This is a genomic window from Rahnella contaminans (assembly GCF_011065485.1).
In the GTDB taxonomy this organism is placed as follows: domain Bacteria; phylum Pseudomonadota; class Gammaproteobacteria; order Enterobacterales; family Enterobacteriaceae; genus Rahnella; species Rahnella contaminans.
In genome coordinates, this window is record NZ_JAADJS010000011.1 from 14535 (window position 1) to 33248 (window position 18714).

Annotated in this window: 13 protein-coding genes and 4 tRNA genes; 2 read left to right on the forward strand and 15 right to left on the reverse strand. The window is 49.2% G+C overall.

The features are described 5' to 3' along the window. Window positions 1–142 precede the first annotated feature (142 nt). From rpoC to GW579_RS23690, 13 genes are all read right to left on the reverse strand, one after another. Window positions 143–4363: a DNA-directed RNA polymerase subunit beta' gene (gene rpoC, locus GW579_RS23630; RefSeq protein WP_152325372.1), complete on the reverse strand. Its 4221-nt coding sequence runs from the start codon at window positions 4361–4363 to the stop codon at window positions 143–145. A gap of 91 nt (window positions 4364–4454) precedes the next feature. Then, window positions 4455–8483 carry a DNA-directed RNA polymerase subunit beta gene (rpoB, locus tag GW579_RS23635; protein WP_152325371.1) on the reverse strand — a complete coding sequence of 1343 codons (4029 nt, stop codon included), beginning with the start codon at window positions 8481–8483 and terminating at the stop codon, window positions 4455–4457. Between the two features lie 332 nt (window positions 8484–8815). Then, the gene (gene rplL, locus GW579_RS23640) at window positions 8816–9181 is read right to left on the reverse strand and encodes a 50S ribosomal protein L7/L12 (protein WP_101080117.1); all 366 of its coding nucleotides are present in this window, start codon (window positions 9179–9181) and stop codon (window positions 8816–8818) included. A gap of 66 nt (window positions 9182–9247) precedes the next feature. Then, window positions 9248–9745: a 50S ribosomal protein L10 gene (gene rplJ, locus GW579_RS23645; protein ID WP_013577411.1), complete on the reverse strand. Its 498-nt coding sequence runs from the start codon at window positions 9743–9745 to the stop codon at window positions 9248–9250. Window positions 9746–10081: 336 nt separating this feature from the next. Beyond that, window positions 10082–10786, reverse strand: a complete 705-nt coding sequence (gene rplA, locus GW579_RS23650) for a 50S ribosomal protein L1 (protein WP_101080118.1) — start codon at window positions 10784–10786, stop codon at window positions 10082–10084. Between the two features lie 4 nt (window positions 10787–10790). Beyond that, a complete protein-coding gene (rplK, locus tag GW579_RS23655; protein ID WP_013577413.1) occupies window positions 10791–11219 on the reverse strand; it encodes a 50S ribosomal protein L11 in 429 nt (142 codons plus the stop codon). A 173-nt stretch (window positions 11220–11392) separates the two neighbouring features. Further along, window positions 11393–11938: a transcription termination/antitermination protein NusG gene (gene nusG, locus GW579_RS23660; protein WP_009639145.1), complete on the reverse strand. Its 546-nt coding sequence runs from the start codon at window positions 11936–11938 to the stop codon at window positions 11393–11395. Continuing rightward, window positions 11939–12322, reverse strand: a complete 384-nt coding sequence (secE, locus tag GW579_RS23665) for a preprotein translocase subunit SecE (RefSeq protein WP_034794996.1) — start codon at window positions 12320–12322, stop codon at window positions 11939–11941. A 253-nt stretch (window positions 12323–12575) separates the two neighbouring features. After that, window positions 12576–13760 carry an elongation factor Tu gene (gene tuf / locus GW579_RS23670; protein WP_165061132.1) on the reverse strand — a complete coding sequence of 395 codons (1185 nt, stop codon included), beginning with the start codon at window positions 13758–13760 and terminating at the stop codon, window positions 12576–12578. A 108-nt stretch (window positions 13761–13868) separates the two neighbouring features. Next, a tRNA-Thr gene (locus GW579_RS23675) sits at window positions 13869–13944 on the reverse strand. A gap of 7 nt (window positions 13945–13951) precedes the next feature. After that, window positions 13952–14026: transfer RNA gene (locus GW579_RS23680), tRNA-Gly, on the reverse strand. 130 nt (window positions 14027–14156) lie between these two features. Beyond that, window positions 14157–14241 (reverse strand) — tRNA-Tyr (locus GW579_RS23685). 19 nt (window positions 14242–14260) lie between these two features. Beyond that, a tRNA-Thr gene (locus GW579_RS23690) sits at window positions 14261–14336 on the reverse strand. Window positions 14337–14716: 380 nt separating this feature from the next. Between GW579_RS23690 and GW579_RS23695 the strand changes: the two genes are divergently transcribed. Together GW579_RS23695 and coaA are read left to right on the forward strand one after the other, a co-directional pair. Then, window positions 14717–15253 (forward strand): GNAT family N-acetyltransferase, encoded by a 537-nt coding sequence (locus GW579_RS23695; RefSeq protein ID WP_165062249.1) that lies wholly within the window; start codon window positions 14717–14719, stop codon window positions 15251–15253. A 217-nt stretch (window positions 15254–15470) separates the two neighbouring features. Continuing rightward, window positions 15471–16421 carry a type I pantothenate kinase gene (coaA, locus tag GW579_RS23700; protein ID WP_152325062.1) on the forward strand — a complete coding sequence of 317 codons (951 nt, stop codon included), beginning with the start codon at window positions 15471–15473 and terminating at the stop codon, window positions 16419–16421. A gap of 48 nt (window positions 16422–16469) precedes the next feature. On the opposite strand, the gene birA is transcribed toward coaA, so the two are convergent. Then, window positions 16470–17429: a bifunctional biotin--[acetyl-CoA-carboxylase] ligase/biotin operon repressor BirA gene (gene birA / locus GW579_RS23705; protein WP_165062251.1), complete on the reverse strand. Its 960-nt coding sequence runs from the start codon at window positions 17427–17429 to the stop codon at window positions 16470–16472. Then, window positions 17426–18463 (reverse strand): UDP-N-acetylmuramate dehydrogenase, encoded by a 1038-nt coding sequence (gene murB / locus GW579_RS23710; RefSeq protein WP_165062252.1) that lies wholly within the window; start codon window positions 18461–18463, stop codon window positions 17426–17428. The genes birA and murB overlap by 4 nt, the downstream gene beginning before the upstream one ends. Window positions 18464–18714: the final 251 nt, after the last annotated feature.

Genomic DNA, 18714 nt, shown 5'->3' on the forward strand with positions numbered 1-18714 from the left:
GTGCTGCTTCCAACCAGCCGGAACGGGTTATCGTCCAGTTTCCTGTTCCGGCTCCTCTTTCCTGGCATTATCAACTCCCCTATTTCAGGCAAAAAAAAACCGCTCCCGAAAGAGCGGTTTTATGCGTTTCGACAGAAGACGATTAATCGTCGCTGTTACCGAAACCTGCGTTCAGCAGTTCAGCCAGGTTAGCCGTTGCTTCGTCCGCGCTGACTTGCGGTACAACTGGCACTTCGCCCTGAGCTTTACGGCGTGCACGATCCTGGTGATAAGCGTAACCGGTACCGGCTGGGATCAGACGGCCAACGATAACGTTCTCTTTCAGGCCACGCAGTTCATCACGTTTACCGGCAACAGCCGCTTCGGTAAGAACGCGCGTGGTTTCCTGGAACGATGCAGCAGAGATGAAGGACTCGGTCGCCAGGGATGCCTTGGTGATACCGAGCAGGTCACGGGTAAAGGTTGCCGTGATTTTGCCTTCAGCTTCCAGCTGACGGTTAGCGATTTTAACGCGAGACATTTCTGCCTGCTCGCCTTCCAGGAAGTCCGTGCCACCAGCGCTAACGATGGTGCCTTTACGCAACATCTGACGAACGATAACTTCGATGTGTTTATCGTTAATCTTAACGCCTTGCAGACGGTAAACTTCCTGCACTTCGTTGGTGATGTAGCGGGTAACCGCGTGAACACCACGAAGACGCAGAATGTCGTGTGGAGATTCAGGGCCGTCGGATACGACGTCACCACGTTCCACAACTTCGCCTTCGAACACGTTCAGCTGACGCCATTTTGGAATCATTTCTTCGTAAGCATCGCTGCCATCTAACGGAGAAATTACCAGACGACGTTTGCCTTTGGTTTCTTTACCGAAGGAGATGATCCCGCTGATTTCAGCAAGGATTGCAGGCTCTTTCGGACGACGCGCTTCGAACAGGTCAGCAACGCGTGGCAGACCACCGGTGATGTCCTTGGTACCGCCGGATTCCTGAGGAATACGCGCCAGGGTGTCACCAGAGTGAATCTGAGTACCATCTTCCAGCTGAACGATCGCTTTACCTGGCAGGAAGTATTGAGCAGGCATATCAGTACCTGGGATCAATACGTCGTCGCCTTTAGCATCAACGATTTTCAGTGCCGGACGCAGGTCTTTACCGCTACCAGTACGTTCTGCAGAATCCAGAACAACCAGAGAGGACAAACCGGTCAGGTCATCTGTCTGACGGGTAATGGTCTGAGTATCAACCATATCGGCAAAGCGAATGAAACCACTCACTTCACTGATAACTGGCATTGTGTGCGGATCCCAGTTAGCAACGGTTTCGCCGCCGTTAACAGATGCGCCATCACCTTTGCCCATCACGGAACCGTAAGGCACTTTATAGCTTTCTTTGGTACGACCGAATTCGTCGATCAATTTCAGCTCAGTGTTACGGGAAGTGATAACCAGTTTGCCGTTAGAGTTGCTAACGTGCTTGTGGTTGCTTAGTTTAATGGTACCGGTGTTTTTCACCTGGATGCTGGATTCAGCAGCCGCACGAGATGCCGCACCACCGATGTGGAACGTACGCATCGTCAGCTGAGTACCCGGCTCACCGATGGACTGTGCTGCAATAACACCGATCGCTTCACCTTTGTTGATGATGTGACCACGTGCCAGGTCGCGACCGTAGCAGTTTGCACACACACCAAAGTCAGTTTCGCAACTTACGACTGAACGTACTTTCACGCTGTCGACAGAGTTCTCTTCTAACAGATCACACGTCTTCTCGTGAAGCAGGGTGTTACGTGGAACCAGAATATCCGCCGTACCCGGCTTAAGGATATCTTCTGCAGTCACACGACCCAGTACACGTTCGCGCAGTGGTTCTTTAACGTCGCCACCTTCGATGACCGGAGTCATCATGATGCCTTCGTGAGTTCCACAGTCGTCTTCGGTCACAACCAGGTCCTGTGCCACGTCAACCAGACGACGGGTCAGATAACCGGAGTTCGCAGTTTTCAGTGCGGTATCCGCCAAGCCTTTACGAGCACCGTGAGTAGAGATGAAGTACTGGAGTACGTTCAGACCTTCACGGAAGTTCGCGGTGATTGGCGTTTCAATGATGGAACCATCTGGTTTCGCCATCAGGCCACGCATACCGGCCAGCTGACGAATCTGTGCAGCGGAACCACGCGCACCGGAGTCGGCCATCATAAAGATGCTGTTGAAGGAAACCTGCTGTTCAACAACACCGTCACGGTTGACGACGTCTTCAACAGACAAGTTTTCCATCATTGCCTTAGCAACACGTTCGTTGGCCGCAGCCCAGATGTCGATCACTTTGTTATAGCGTTCGCCAGCAGTGACCAGACCAGACTGGAACTGCTCCTGAATTTCAGCAACTTCGGTTTCTGCTTCTTCGATGATCTCTGCTTTCTTCGCAGGGATTACCATGTCATCGATACCTACTGACGCGCCTGAACGGGCAGCGTAAGCAAAACCGGTGTACATGATCTGGTCAGCAAAAATAACGGTCGGCTTCAGGCCCAAAATGCGGTAACAGGTGTTCAGCATTTTGGAGATAGCTTTTTTGCCCAGAGGCTGGTTGACGATAGAGAACGGCAGACCTTTTGGTACGATCATCCAAAGGATGGCGCGACCCACAGTCGTGTCGATAATCGACGTCTGATGCGTAACTTCGCCTTCGGTATTTTTGATCTCTTCGGTAATACGCACTTTCACACGCGCATGCAGAGAGGCCAAACCGGCGCGGTAAATACGCTCAGCTTCTTTAGGACCAGTCAGAACCATGCCTTCGCCTTTGGCGTTAACACAGTCACGGGTCATGTAGTACAGACCCAATACAACGTCCTGAGAAGGAACGATGATTGGCTCGCCGTTCGCAGGTGACAGGATGTTGTTGGTAGACATCATCAACGCACGCGCTTCCAGCTGAGCTTCCAGCGTCAACGGTACGTGAACAGCCATCTGGTCACCATCGAAGTCGGCGTTATATGCCGCACAAACCAGCGGGTGCAGCTGAATTGCTTTACCTTCGATCAGAACGGGTTCAAACGCCTGGATACCCAAACGGTGCAGGGTTGGTGCACGGTTCAGCAGTACCGGGTGTTCGCGGATAACTTCGTCCAGGATATCCCAAACGACAGCTTCTTCGCGCTCAACCATTTTCTTCGCGGCTTTGATGGTGGTGGCCAGGCCACGCAGTTCCAGCTTGCCGTAGATGAACGGTTTGAACAGTTCCAGTGCCATTTTCTTCGGCAGACCACACTGGTGCAGACGCAGGTAAGGACCTACGGTGATAACGGAACGACCAGAGTAGTCGACACGTTTACCCAGCAAGTTCTGACGGAAACGACCCTGTTTACCTTTAATCATGTCTGCCAGAGATTTCAGCGGACGCTTGTTAGAGCCGGTGATAGCACGACCGCGACGGCCGTTATCCAGCAAAGCATCTACCGCTTCTTGCAGCATACGTTTTTCGTTACGTACGATGATGTCTGGCGCAGCCAGATCCAGCAGGCGTTTCAGACGGTTGTTACGGTTGATAACGCGACGATACAGATCGTTCAGATCTGATGTAGCGAAACGGCCGCCGTCCAACGGAACCAATGGACGCAAGTCTGGTGGCAGCACCGGCAGCACGGTCAGGATCATCCACTCTGGTTTGTTACCAGACTGAACGAACGCTTCCAGCAGCTTGATACGCTTGGTCAGCTTCTTACGTTTGGTTTCGGAGTTGGTTTCGTTCAACTCTTCACGCAGTTGTTCGCATTCCGCTTCCAGATCCATGTTTTTCAACAGAGCCTGGATTGCTTCAGCACCCATCTTCGCGTCGAACTCATCACCAAACTCTTCCAACGCATCCAGATACTGCTCTTCAGTCAGGATCTGGCGTTTTTCGAGGTTAGTCATGCCGCCTTCGATAACCACATAGGATTCGAAGTACAGAACACGTTCGATGTCACGCAGTGGCATATCCAGCAACAAACCGATGCGCGATGGCAGCGATTTCAGGAACCAGATGTGTGCAGTCGGGGAAGCCAGTTCGATGTGGCCCATACGCTCACGGCGTACTTTAGTCTGGGTCACTTCAACGCCGCACTTCTCGCAAATCACGCCGCGATGTTTTAAACGCTTGTACTTACCGCACAGGCATTCGTAGTCTTTTACTGGTCCGAAAATACGGGCGCAGAAAAGGCCGTCACGTTCTGGTTTGAACGTACGGTAGTTAATGGTTTCTGGCTTCTTAACTTCACCAAAAGACCAAGAACGGATCATGTCTGGCGATGCCAGAGCAATTTTGATCGCATCAAACTCTTCGGTCTTAGTTTGCGCTTTCAGAAACTTTAGTAAGTCTTTCACGGATTGGCTCCCGTCGGGTTAGACCTGTTAGGCACCTGGTCTGTATTGATTAACAGGCAGGTGCCCCTGTGATCAGTGCGAATTCGAGTACTTACTCGTCTTCCAGCTCGATGTTGATACCCAGAGAACGGATTTCTTTCAACAATACGTTGAAGGATTCCGGCATGCCTGGTTCCATACGATGATCGCCATCTACGATGTTTTTATACATCTTAGTACGGCCGTTAACGTCATCGGACTTAACAGTCAGCATTTCCTGCAGGGTATAAGCGGCACCGTATGCTTCCAGTGCCCACACTTCCATCTCACCGAAGCGCTGACCACCGAACTGCGCTTTACCACCCAGCGGCTGCTGAGTAACAAGGCTGTAAGAACCGGTAGAACGCGCGTGCATCTTATCGTCAACCAGGTGGTTCAGTTTCAGCATGTACATGTAGCCGACGGTAACCTGACGCTCAAATTGCTCGCCGGTACGGCCGTCAAACAGTGTGATCTGGCCAGAGGTAGGGATTCCGCCCATTTCAAGCAGTTGCTTGATCTCTGTCTCCTTCGCACCGTCGAAGACTGGTGTTGCGATTGGCATACCTTTTTTCAGGTTCTCAGCCAGACGCAATACTTCGTCATCGGTGAAGGTGTTCAGATCAACTTTCTGACGTACATCGTCGCCCAGATCATAGGCACGCTGGATGAACTCGCGCAGCTTAGAAACTTCTTCATGTTTCTTCAGCATGGCATTGATTTTTTCACCAATACCTTTCGCGGCCATACCCAGGTGGGTTTCCAAAATCTGACCAATGTTCATACGAGATGGAACGCCCAGCGGGTTCAGTACGATATCAACAGGAGTCCCGTTTTCATCGTAAGGCATATCTTCGATCGGGTTGATCTTGGAGATAACACCTTTGTTACCGTGGCGGCCTGCCATCTTGTCACCAGGCTGGATTTGACGTTTAACGGCCAAATACACTTTAACAATTTTCAGCACACCTGGTGCCAGATCATCGCCCTGAGTGATTTTACGACGCTTAGCTTCGAGTTTTTTCTCAAACTCGGATTTCAGTTCGTCGTACTGTTCAGCAAGCTGTTCCAACTGATTCTGTTTGTCTTCGTCAGTCAGTGACAGTTCTAACCAACGGTCGCGAGGCAATTTGCCCAGCTTGTCAGCTTCAACACCGCCAGCAACCAGCGCAGACTGGATACGTGCAAACAGGCCCGCTTCCAGAATTTGCAGCTCTTCAGTCAGGTCTTTCTTAGCCTGTTTCAGCTGCATTTCTTCGATTTCTAACGCACGTTTGTCTTTTTCCACGCCATCGCGGGTGAAGACTTGCACGTCAATAATCGTACCGGAAACGCCGTTTGGTACACGCAGAGAAGAGTCTTTAACATCAGACGCTTTCTCACCGAAGATAGCACGCAGCAGTTTCTCTTCCGGAGTCAGCTGAGTTTCACCTTTAGGTGTAACTTTACCGACCAGAATGTCACCACCGGTCACTTCAGCACCGATATAAACGATACCGGATTCATCCAGTTTAGAGAGCGCAGCCTCACCCACGTTAGGGATGTCAGCGGTGATCTCTTCAGGCCCTAACTTGGTGTCACGGGACACGCACGCCAGTTCCTGGATATGGATGGTCGTGAAGCGATCTTCCTGCACAACACGTTCGGAGACCAAGATGGAGTCTTCGAAGTTGTAACCGTTCCAAGGCATGAACGCGACACGCATGTTCTGACCCAGAGCCAGTTCTCCCAGATCTGTTGACGGACCATCTGCCAGCACGTCGCCGCGCTCGATGGGTTCGCCCAGATTCACACACGGCATCTGGTTGATGCAGGTGTTCTGGTTAGAACGGGTGTATTTGGTCAGGTTATAAATGTCGATACCTGCTTCGCCCGGGTACATCTCTTCTTCGTTAACACGAATAACGATACGGGATGCATCCACGTACTGAACAATACCGCCACGTTTAGCTACGGCAGTAACACCGGAGTCAACCGCTACAGCACGTTCCATACCAGTACCTACCAGCGGCTTATCAGCGCGCAGGGTTGGAACTGCCTGACGTTGCATGTTCGCACCCATCAATGCACGGTTGGCGTCATCGTGTTCCAGGAATGGAATCAGAGAAGCACCAACGGATACGATCTGCTGGGTAGAAACGTCCATGTAGTCAACCTGATCGCGGCTAAACAGGCTTGATTCGCCTTTGCTACGACAAGTGACTAAGTCTTCCAGGAAACGGCCTTCTTCGTCCAGGTTGGAGTTCGCCTGAGCGATTACGAAGTTGCCTTCTTCAATGGCAGACAGGTAGTTAATTTCATCGGTAACCATACCTTCGCGCACACGGCGGTAAGGGGTTTCCAGGAAACCATACTCATTGGTCTGTGCATACACAGACAAGGAGTTGATCAGACCGATGTTTGGACCTTCTGGCGTTTCGATTGGACATACGCGACCGTAGTGAGTCGGGTGTACGTCTCGAACCTCAAAGCCAGCACGTTCACGGGTCAAACCGCCCGGGCCCAATGCAGAGATACGACGTTTGTGCGTGATCTCAGACAACGGGTTGTTCTGGTCCATAAATTGTGACAGCTGGCTTGAACCGAAGAACTCTTTCACCGCAGCCGAAATCGGCTTAGCGTTGATCATGTCCTGAGGCATCAGAGTATCGAGGTCGCCAAGAGACAGACGCTCTTTAACCGCACGCTCAACACGAACCAAACCTACACGGAATTGGTTTTCAGCCATTTCGCCGACAGAACGAATACGACGGTTCCCTAAGTGGTCGATATCATCCACTTCGCCCTGACCGTTACGGATGCCGATCAGCTTTCTCATCACCTGGATGATGTCGTCTTTGCTCAGGATACCTGAACCTTCGATTTCATCACGCAGCAGAGAACGGTTGAACTTCATACGGCCAACAGCAGACAGGTCGTAACGATCTTCAGAGAAGAAGAGGTTTTCGAACAGGCTTTCAGCTGCTTCACGCGTTGGTGGCTCACCAGGACGCATCATGCGGTAGATCTCAACCAGTGCGCTCAGGCGATCGCTGGTTGGGTCGACGCGAATGGTCTCGGACATGTACGCGCCATGATCGAGATCGTTGGTGAACAGCGTTTCAATGGTTTTGTGACCGGACTGGCTCAATTTAGCCAGCAGATCCAGAGACAATTCCATGTTAGCAGGGACGATCAGCTCACCGGTATTGGTGTCGATGTAGTCTTTAGAAACGACTTTCCCTGCGATGTACTCAACAGGAACTTCGATGCGCTGGATTTCGTCTTTTTCAAGCTGACGAATATGACGTGCAGTGATGCGGCGGCCTTTTTCAACATAGACCTTACCGTCAGCTTCGATATCAAAAGAAGCTGTTTCACCGCGCAGGCGCTCAGGTACCAGTTCCATCTGCAACTTGTTGTCGCGGATCTGGTAAGTCACCTTGTCAAAGAACAGGTCAAGGATCTGTTCAGTCGTGTAATTTAATGCACGCAGAATGATGGTCGCTGGCAATTTGCGGCGACGGTCAATACGTACAAACAGGTTATCTTTCGGGTCAAACTCGAAATCCAACCATGAACCGCGGTAAGGGATGATACGTGCGTTATAAAGCACTTTACCCGATGAGTGGGTTTTACCCTTATCACTGTCGAAGAATACGCCCGGACTACGGTGCAGCTGAGATACGATAACCCTCTCAGTACCGTTAATCACAAAGGTACCATTTTCGGTCATGAGCGGAATTTCGCCCATATAGACTTCTTGTTCCTTGATGTCTTTGACCGTACCTTCTGGTGCTTCGCGTTCGTAGATTACCAGACGCAGTTTCACGCGCAATGGCGCGGAGAACGTCACACCACGGATCTGGCATTCTTTAACGTCGAATACTGGCTCACCAAGACGGTAGCTAACGTATTGCAGCTCAGAGTTACCGCTGTAGCTCTTGATAGGGAATACAGAACGGAATGCAGCTTCCAGACCGTACTGGCCTTCCGGATCTTGCTCGATAAACTTCTGGAACGAGTCAAGCTGGATAGAAAGGAGATATGGAATGTCCAGAACTTGTGGACGTTTACCAAAATCCTTACGAATGCGTTTTTTCTCGGTATAGGAGTAAACCATAGGGTTCCTCAGCTCGCTGATCAGTGACCCAATCTTGTCTGCCCTGAGAAGGACAGTTCATGCAACACCGTTTATGTCGACCGGAAAGCAGAAACGCTTCCCGCAATATCTGTTTTCTACCACTCTTAAATCATTTCGTTGTGCGTTATCTGTAGATGAGCTACAGCAAGAGGCATCAATATATTAAGGCGTCTATAGAAAGAGATATTAGAGTAGTTCAGTGCTCAAACAGTGTGAAACACCACTGACACTCTATAGCGCAAAAAGGCTGGTGACTAAAAAGTCACCAGCCATCAGTCTGTTAGGACAGACTGCACTCCGGGAAGTTAAACTTACTTAACTTCAACAGAAGCACCAGCTTCTTCCAGAGATTTTTTCAGAGCTTCAGCGTCGTCTTTGCTGATGCCTTCTTTCAGAGCTGCTGGAGCAGACTCAACCAGGTCTTTAGCTTCTTTCAGACCCAGGCCAGTTGCAGTACGAACAGCTTTGATAACTGCAACTTTATTCGCGCCAACAGCAGCCAGAATAACGTCGAACTCAGTTTTTTCTTCAACAGCTTCAGCAGCAGCAGCAGGACCTGCAACAGCAGCAGCAGCAGAAACGCCGAATTTTTCTTCCATAGCGGAGATCAGTTCAACGATTTCCATTACAGACAGAGCTGCAACGCCTTCAATGATTTGTTCTTTAGTGATTGACATTTCAAGTGTTCCTAGAATTCAGAAATAGTGTATACGTAAGCAAATGAACGAGATAAGAAAGGCTGATTAAGCAGCTTCTTTCTGATCGCGAACAGCAGCCAGAGTGCGAACCAGTTTGCCTGCAGAGGCTTCTTTCATGGTTGCCATCAGGCGTGCGATTGCTTCTTCGTAAGTAGGCAGAGTTGCCAAGCGGTCGATTTGAGCCGCAGAGATAAACTCACCTTCAAAGGCCGCAGCTTTAACCTCAAATTTTGCATTCGCTTTAGCGAAATCTTTGAACAGACGGGCAGCAGCGCCTGGGTGTTCAGTAGAGAATGCAATCAAGGTTGGACCGACAAACGTGTCTTTCAGGCACTCAAATTGAGTACCTTCTACGACGCGACGCATCAAGGTGTTGCGAACAACACGCATGTAAACGCCAGCTTCACGACCTGCTTTACGCAGTTCAGTCATTTTATCTACAGTTACGCCACGGGAATCCGCAACAACCGCAGACAGCGCGCCTTTGGCTACTTCGATGACTTCAGCAACAATCGCTTGTTTGTCTTGAAGATTTAATGCCATTAGCTTTTTGCTCCTGGATTTAGCCGGGGAAAACCCCCGGAACTCACATCACTTGTTATCGAGATCGATATCAAGCGTTCAAACACGGTGAGCAGAGAATCCAGCAAAGACAAATCTTAATTCTTTTTAAAAAAGACAAAGAAATATTTTCTTCAGGCTCTGTCACCGTCTACGCAGGAAGGATTAAGTCCCTTTCAGGACACCTGCGGTCTTGGACGGAGGCCTGGATAGGCCAGGCTCCAACCGAAAAATCTTGGTTTCGCATTAACGAAACAACGGGCCATAGATTCTAGACAAATCTACCGCCCGCGTAAAGCGATAAACGTCAGCAGTTAATTAGTTAACTGTTGCGCTCAGGCCGCTTTGATCAATAGCAAGACCCGCGCCCATGGTAGTGGACAGGCTTACTTTCTTGATGAAAACGCCTTTAGCCTGAGAAGGCTTCGCTTTTTTCAGAGCGACCAACAGAGCTTCCAGGTTTTCTTTCAGCTTGTCGGATTCGAAATCAACCTTACCAATTGTGGTATGGATGATGCCGTTTTTGTCGTTACGATAACGAACCTGACCTGCTTTAGCATTCTTAACTGCTTCAGCAACGTTAGGAGTTACAGTACCAACCTTCGGGTTAGGCATCAGGCCGCGTGGACCCAGAACCTGACCTAATTGGCCAACAACGCGCATTGCATCTGGAGATGCAATAACTACGTCGAAGTTCATTTCGCCTTTCTTAATCTGGTCTGCCAGATCTTCCATACCTACCAGCTCAGCGCCTGCAGCTTTAGCAGCTTCAGCGTTTGCACCTTGGGTGAAGACGGCAACGCGAACAGAACGACCGGTGCCGTTAGGCAGAACGGTAGCACCACGAACGTTTTGATCAGATTTACGTGCATCGATGCCGAGGTTAACAGCAACGTCCACGCTTTCTACGAATTTAGCAGTGGCCAGCTCTTTGAGCAGAGCAACGGCTTCGGTGATGTCATACTGTTTAGTAGCATCAACTTTGTCACGGATCACGCGCATGCGCTTGGTCAGCTTAGCCATTCTATTAATCCTCCACTACCAGGCCCATGGAACGAGCAGTACCTTCGATGGAGCGAGTCATCGCTTCAACGTCAGAACCAGTCATGTCCGCAGCTTTGGTTTCTGCGATTTCACGAACCTGAGCACTCGTTACTTTACCTACTTTGTCTTTGTTCGGCTTGCCGGAACCAGACTTGATACCAGCCGCTTTCTTCAGCAGTACTGCTGCAGGAGGGGTTTTGGTAACGAAGGTGAAAGAACGGTCAGAATAAACAGTAATAACAACAGGAATTGGCAGGCCTTTTTCCATGCTATCAGTCTTAGCATTGAACGCCTTACAGAATTCCATGATGTTCACGCCTTGCTGACCCAGAGCTGGACCAACTGGCGGACTTGGGTTTGCCATACCGGCTGCAACTTGCAGCTTAACGTAGGCTTGTACTTTCTTGGCCATGGTAAATATCCTCGTTTGGGTGATATCGCCTGTTTGAAGAGGCTCCCCGTTATTTACAGTACTTTATACTTTCCACACGCAGAGGCTGCGCATAAAAACAAAAGGCGCGAAATTATAGTTCAATTTCGCGCCCTGTACAACATCTGTTCTAATGAATATTTAGAAAGGTGCCGTTAGCCTTTTTCAACCTGTCCGAAATCCAGTTCAACCGGTGTTGCACGGCCAAAGATGGAAACAGACACTTTCAAGCGGCTTTTTTCGTAATCAACTTCTTCGACCACACCATTGAAGTCCGCAAACGGACCGTCGTTAACACGTACCAGCTCACCTGGTTCAAACAATGTTTTAGGACGTGGCTTATCACCCACTTGTTGCAGGCGATTCATGATCGCATCGACTTCTTTATCGCTGATCGGTGCAGGACGATCTGACGTTCCGCCAATGAAGCCCATCACACGAGGAACGCTGCGAACTAAGTGCCAGCTGGCGTCATTCATCACCATCTGGACCAGCACATAACCCGGGAAGAATTTACGTTCGCTTTTACGGCGCTGGCCACCACGGATCTCAACCACTTCTTCGGTTGGAACCATGACTTCACCAAACAGCTCTTCCATGTCATGTAATTTGATGTGCTCACGCAGCGATTGCGCTACGCGGCCTTCAAAGCCAGAAAACGCCTGAACGACGTACCAACGTTTTTTAGGTGCTTCAGACATTTAGAACCTCAAGCCAGTAATGAAAGATACCAGGCGGACTAAAATACCATCCAGCCCCCACAGAATCAGAGACATAACGGCAGTCACCGCAGCAACGATCAGTGTGGTATGCAATGTTTCCTGGCGCGTTGGCCAAATGACTTTACGTACTTCGGTGCGCGCTTCACGAGCAAACGCAACTGTCGCCTTGCCTTTAGTGGTCAATAAAGCCACTGCGCCTGCAATTGCGATAATAACTACTACGGCTAACGCGCGTAACGGCAGGCTGTATGCACGGTAATAATAGTTACCGACAATAGCTACAACCAACAAAACGGCAACAACCAGCCACTTTACCGCTTCCAGGCCGCGCCCGCTCCCTTGAGCCTCGGTATTCGCACTCATAAACCAACCCGTCACAATGATTCAGAACAAACAACTTTGCCTCGCATTGCGAGGCAAACCAAACCGATCGATGCTCTACTCGAGCGCAATTCGGTGTTTTACGCTATATTTCAGAGCCTATCTCACCAGTGATTATGACGTATAAATCGCTGATGAGATAGGTTCTAGCACCACAGCGTAGAAAAAAGGGCATCGAATGATGCCCTTTTCGGGTGTGTTGCGTCAACGTATAGTGACAAAAAACTATCAGCGATTAAGCGATAACTTTAGCAACAACACCAGCGCCTACAGTACGGCCGCCTTCACGGATTGCGAAACGCAGACCGTCATCCATCGCGATTGGGTGGATCAAGGTAACAACCATTTTGATGTTGTCGCCTGGCATTACCATTTCAACGCCTTCTGGCAGTTCGATAGTACCGGTCACGTCAGTTGTACGGAAGTAGAACTGTGGACGGTAGCCTTTGAAGAATGGAGTATGACGGCCACCTTCATCTTTGCTCAGAATATAAACTTCAGATTCGAACTGGGTGTGTGGTTTGATTGAGCCTGGTTTTGCCAGAACTTGACCACGTTCGATATCTTCACGTTTGATACCACGCAGCAGAACACCAACGTTCTCGCCTGCACGGCCTTCGTCCAGCAGTTTGCGGAACATTTCAACGCCAGTACAAGTTGATTTCACGGTATCTTTGATACCAACGATTTCAACTTCTTCGCCGACTTTAACGATACCGCGCTCTACACGACCGGTTACAACTGTACCACGACCGGAGATGGAGAATACGTCTTCGATTGGCAGCAGGAAAGGCTTGTCAATTGCACGTTCTGGTTCTGGGATGTAAGAATCCAGGAAGCCAGCCAGTTCAATGATTTTTGCTTCGTAGTCTGCATCGCCTTCCAGTGCTTTCAGCGCTGAACCGCGAACAACCGGAGTGTCATCGCCTGGGAAGTCGTACATAGACAGAAGTTCACGAACTTCCATTTCTACCAGTTCCAGCAGCTCTTCATCATCAACCATGTCACATTTGTTCAGGAACACGATGATGTAAGGAACGCCAACCTGGCGACCCAGCAGGATGTGCTCACGCGTCTGAGGCATAGGGCCGTCAGTTGCAGCAACAACCAGGATCGCGCCGTCCATCTGAGCAGCACCGGTGATCATGTTTTTCACGTAGTCGGCGTGCCCTGGGCAGTCAACGTGCGCGTAGTGACGGCTTGGGGTGTCATATTCAACGTGTGAAGTGTTGATGGTGATACCACGAGCTTTTTCTTCTGGTGCGTTATCGATCTGGTCGAATGCGCGTGCAGAACCGCCGTAGGTTTTAGCCAGAACGGTAGTGATTGCTGCAGTCAGGGTAGTTTTACCGTGGTCAACGTGGCCGATAGTACCAACGTTAACGTGCGGTTTTGTACGTTCAAACTTTTCTTTAGACATCGATTGTCCCTCTAAGACACGGTTAAATCGGTGGTATCACCACATCAACCAAGCATTTGCTTGACGAATTAGTTTACAGAAAGAAAATCAGGAGGGAGAATTTGGAAGTGGTGCTGATAGGCAGATTCGAACTGCCGACCTCACCCTTACCAAGGGTGCGCTCTACCAACTGAGCTATATCAGCACATACTTGGAGCGGGCAGTGGGAATCGAACCCACATCATCAGCTTGGAAGGCTGAGGTAATAGCCATTATACGATGCCCGCATCCTGGAACTCGGCTACCTGATTTTTCTGAAGAACTCGAAGACGGGGAAAAGGACGTGAGACACTTAATTCCTCACCTTCACTTAAAGCGACTCTTTCACTTTAAGTTGCTTCATTGCTGAAGCCTGTATGGTGGTGGGGGAAGGATTCGAACCTTCGAAGTCGATGACGGCAGATTTACAGTCTGCTCCCTTTGGCCGCTCGGGAACCCCACCTAATTGTTTAGTACTTGAATGGTGCCGGCACCAAGAGTCGAACTCGGGACCTACTGATTACAAGTCAGTTGCTCTACCAACTGAGCTATGCCGGCATCAAGTGCTGCGCATTCTAGGGAGAGTTTACGGGGTATGCAACAAATAAATTGCATGTTTTGTTCTAACGCTCATGTTTTATTCAAAAAATAGGCTTTTGCCCTAATTAAGGCGCTTGAAGGTTCAAATAATGTGCAAAAACGTCCCCCTCATATCTCACTGTCGAGCCACTGGTGCGCCTTTTCATCTCTGTTCATCTTAAAAAAATCATTCACACCGCCCAACTGTACGATTTACGCACTGAAAATGTGCAGTTGCTGCATCAAAGACCCCCAATCGGCGTTTTCTTTTCGGCTAGTACTGATTTAAAAGCATTTTTTGTTGGCGTAATTTTTGCAGTCTTCTTTTCGGACGCGCTGTTTCTTATAGGAGTGCTGCAATGAAAATAGTCATGCTGAATGCGGCGACATTACCTATTTACCGCGACGAACTGACTCAACTTCTGGTAGAGGCCAACCAACAGGGACGATCCGCGGGGTTTCCCTACGCAATTGAACAGAAAGATGCCGAGGATTCTTTCAATTATTTGCGCCACGCGCTTGCTCAAAATAAGCGTTTGCTTTGGATTGCCCGGGATGACAAAGGTGTTATGGGAACAGTCCAGCTGAATTTAACGCAACCGGCAGATTCACCGCATGAGGCAGAAATTAATACTCTTTTGGTTTGTACTCGTGCCAGACGGCGGGGCGTCGGAAGATTGTTAATACGTGAACTGGAGCACACTGCTCAGAATCTGCGGTGTAATGTTCTGTCTTCCGATATGCAATCGGGGTCTGAAGCAGAGGCCTTTTACCGTGCTCAGGGTTACCGCTGTGCAGCTTTCAAAGCTCAATCTGACCGCTACAGCCGGAAAAATGAAGTGGTCTACTATAAACGGCTCACTGCGTCTGCCTGTTCCTCCCCTCCCCTCTTTTGATCCCCACGGGGCGACGAAAGCCGCCCCAATCTTTTACGACATCTTCCTTGTTTGCATAACTTTCTTAAAAATTTTTAAACTCAATCAAAGAAATCGATAAGTTATAAGAAAAAGATCTCTCCTGAAAATTAAGGTGTCTATAATATGCTGCTGGTTTACTGTCTGGAGTTGGCGTGATCGCCTTTCCTGACCTGCGCTAACAGGCAGACTTTAACTTATGAAAAAAAGAGACCCATCTTTGGCAACTCCTTATCTGCAGTTCGATCGTGCGCAGTGGGCAGCCTTACGTGATTCAGTACCGCTAACGCTCAAAGAAGCGGAAGTCGTGAACCTGAAAGGTATCAATGAGGATTTATCCCTCGAGGAAGTCGCGCAGATCTATCTGCCGCTTTCACGCCTTCTCAATTTTTACATCAGTTCCAACTTGCGCCGGCAAGCTGTGCTTGAACAGTTCCTCGGTACAGACGGACAGAAAATACCTTATGTCATCGGCATTGCGGGAAGTGTTGCTGTGGGCAAGAGCACAACAGCGCGTGTCCTTCAGGCGTTGCTGAGCCGTTGGCCGGAGCATCGCTCAGTGGAGCTGATTACTACTGATGGATTTCTCTATCCCAATAAAACGCTGCAAGAACGTGGGATCATGAAGAAGAAGGGGTTCCCGCAATCTTACGATATGCATCAGTTGGTAAACTTCGTTTCTGAAGTTAAATCAGGCGCTAAACGTGTTACTGCCCCGGTGTATTCGCATCTGATTTATGATGTGATCCCCGATGGGAATAAAGTTATTGAGCAGCCAGATATTTTAATTCTTGAAGGGCTCAATGTTTTACAAAGTGGTATGGATTATCCTCACGATCCACATCATGTATTTGTTTCTGACTTTGTTGATTTCTCAATATACGTTGATGCTCCGGAAGATTTATTGCAGGGCTGGTATATTAATCGCTTCCTAAAATTCCGCCAAGGGGCATTCTCTGATCCCGACTCCTATTTTCATCACTATGCAAAACTGCCGGAAGAAGAAGCAGTAAACATTGCGACCCAGTTGTGGAATGAAATTAACGGATTGAATTTAAAAGAAAATATATTACCAACTCGGGAAAGAGCCAGTCTAATACTGACGAAAAGCGCGAATCATGCGGTTGAAAGCGTCCGTTTGAGAAAATAAGTATTTTAGAGATGAATAAAGGAGAGCCGATGCTCTCCTTTATCTTATTCAGGCACCGCGAAGTGAAATCTCACCCCCAATATACGGTTTAATAAGACCATCTTGCTCGAGCAACAATGCGCCCTGGGGATCAATTCCCCGTTCGATGCCAAGAATTTCCTGATCACCAATCAGCAATTTAACCGGCCGGTCGAGGAAATTATCTAAATCCCGCCAACGGGCAATAAACGGTGTCAGACCTTCCTGTTCAAAATGAACTAAAGCAGAACGCAACTCTTTGAGTAACGTCGCTGTCAGTTCGTTGCGATCGATATTCACGCCCGCTTCCTGCAAGTTGATCCAACCCTGGTTGATGGTATCGGTCGCAGGTTCACGCATTTTTAGGTTAATACCAGCACCGATAACAAGATGAGCAGCATCTCCAGTTTTTCCTGTCAATTCAACGAGGATACCAGCCAGCTTACGGTCATTGAGATAAAGATCATTAGGCCATTTAACCCGGACATCTACCGCCCCAAGGCGATGAAGCACTTCCGCCATGACAATCCCGATCACCAGGCTCAGCCCCATTGCCGCAGCGGGACCTTGTTCCAGTTTCCAGTACATGGAAAGATAAAGATTACTGCCGAAAGGTGAAAACCACTTACGACCGCGGCGGCCTCGCCCAGCCTGCTGATATTCAGCGGCACAGGCATCACCAGAATTCAGCTGACCAATCCTGTCCATCAGATACTGATTAGTTGAATCAATCACGGGCAGGACACTGACTCCACCAGCCGGGAGCATGGCGAGAATCTTCTCCTCTTCCAACAACTGAATAGGATAAGGCAGGCTGTAGCCTTTTCCAGGAACCGTGAAGATATCGACCCCCCAGTCCCTCACTGTCTGTATATGCTTATTAATTGCAGCACGACTCATTCCCATGGCTGTACCAAGCTGCTCACCAGAATGAAACTCACCATCGGCCAAAATTGAGATCAATTGCAGTGGTACTGTAATATCCTTCATGACAGAGCCTCCACGGCATTCACTTCACCTTGTGCGGCAATGAAACGGACTTCAGGCTCAAGCCAAATACCAAATTTTTCGGCAACTACATCACGAACATGTTTCGCCAACGCTCGAACATCGCCGCTGCTCGCATGGTCTTTATTAATGAGTACCAGGGCCTGTTTCTCATGCACCGCTGCGCCGCCAATACTAAAACCTTTCAGGCCGGCCTGTTCAACTAACCAACCCGCGGCCAGTTTTACGTGTCCATTGGCTTGTGGGTAAGAGGGCATTGAAGGGTATTGGCTGCTGATTTTCTCTGCAACCAAAGCATCAACGGTTGGGTTTTTGTAGAAACTGCCCGCATTCCCGGTGACAGCAGGATCCGGTAATTTGCTGCGTCGCATTGAGCATACTGAATCAAAGATCTCCTGCGGCGTTACAGTCTGGGGATCCAGACGAGTCAGGTCACCATAAGTGAGCTTCGGCAGCCATTGCTTCGTCAGCTTCAAACCGACGGCTACGATTGCATAACCGTTTTTATAAGAATGCTTAAAGATGCTTTCGCGATAGCCGAACTGACAATCTTCATCACTTAAACGCACCAGTTTTTCGGTTTGCAGATCTAAAACATCAACATAATTACAGACACTTTGCAGCTCAATTCCATAAGCACCAATGTTCTGAATAGGCGCCGAGCCTACACAACCGGGGATCAGAGCCAAGTTTTCCAGCCCCGGAATATTGTGTTCCAATGCGTAGCAAACCAGCCCATGCCAGTTTTCTCCGGCACCGACATGCAATAGCCATTCATCATTATCTTCAGCCAGTTCAATGCCTTTTATCCGGTTCAAAACGACCATACCGGCAAAATTATCAAGAAAAAGAACGTTGCTTCCTTCACCTAAAAGCAGGAAGGGTTGCTGCTTTTCGTTCGCAGACTTCCAGGCAGTGATCAGCTGTTCCACACTACAAACGCTCACGATTTCAGCAGCATGTGCAGCTAGGGAAAAGGTATTTCGGGATTGAAGAGATGTGTCGTCAATCGACATAACTAGATTACTCATTGGTGACTAATTTGAGCTTAGTTTAACCGATTCATTGCTCCCTGACGCACAGTTTTCTGGCAGAGAGTCAGTCAGGAAAGAATGAAAGTAACTACTAATCCCTTCAAATCTCCCCAAATTTCCCATAGCAAAAAGCCCTGTACGTCAGTACAGGGCTTTCCACTTATTTGATGCCTGGCAGTTCCCTACTCTCGCATGGGGAGACCCCACACTACCATCGGCGCTACGGCGTTTCA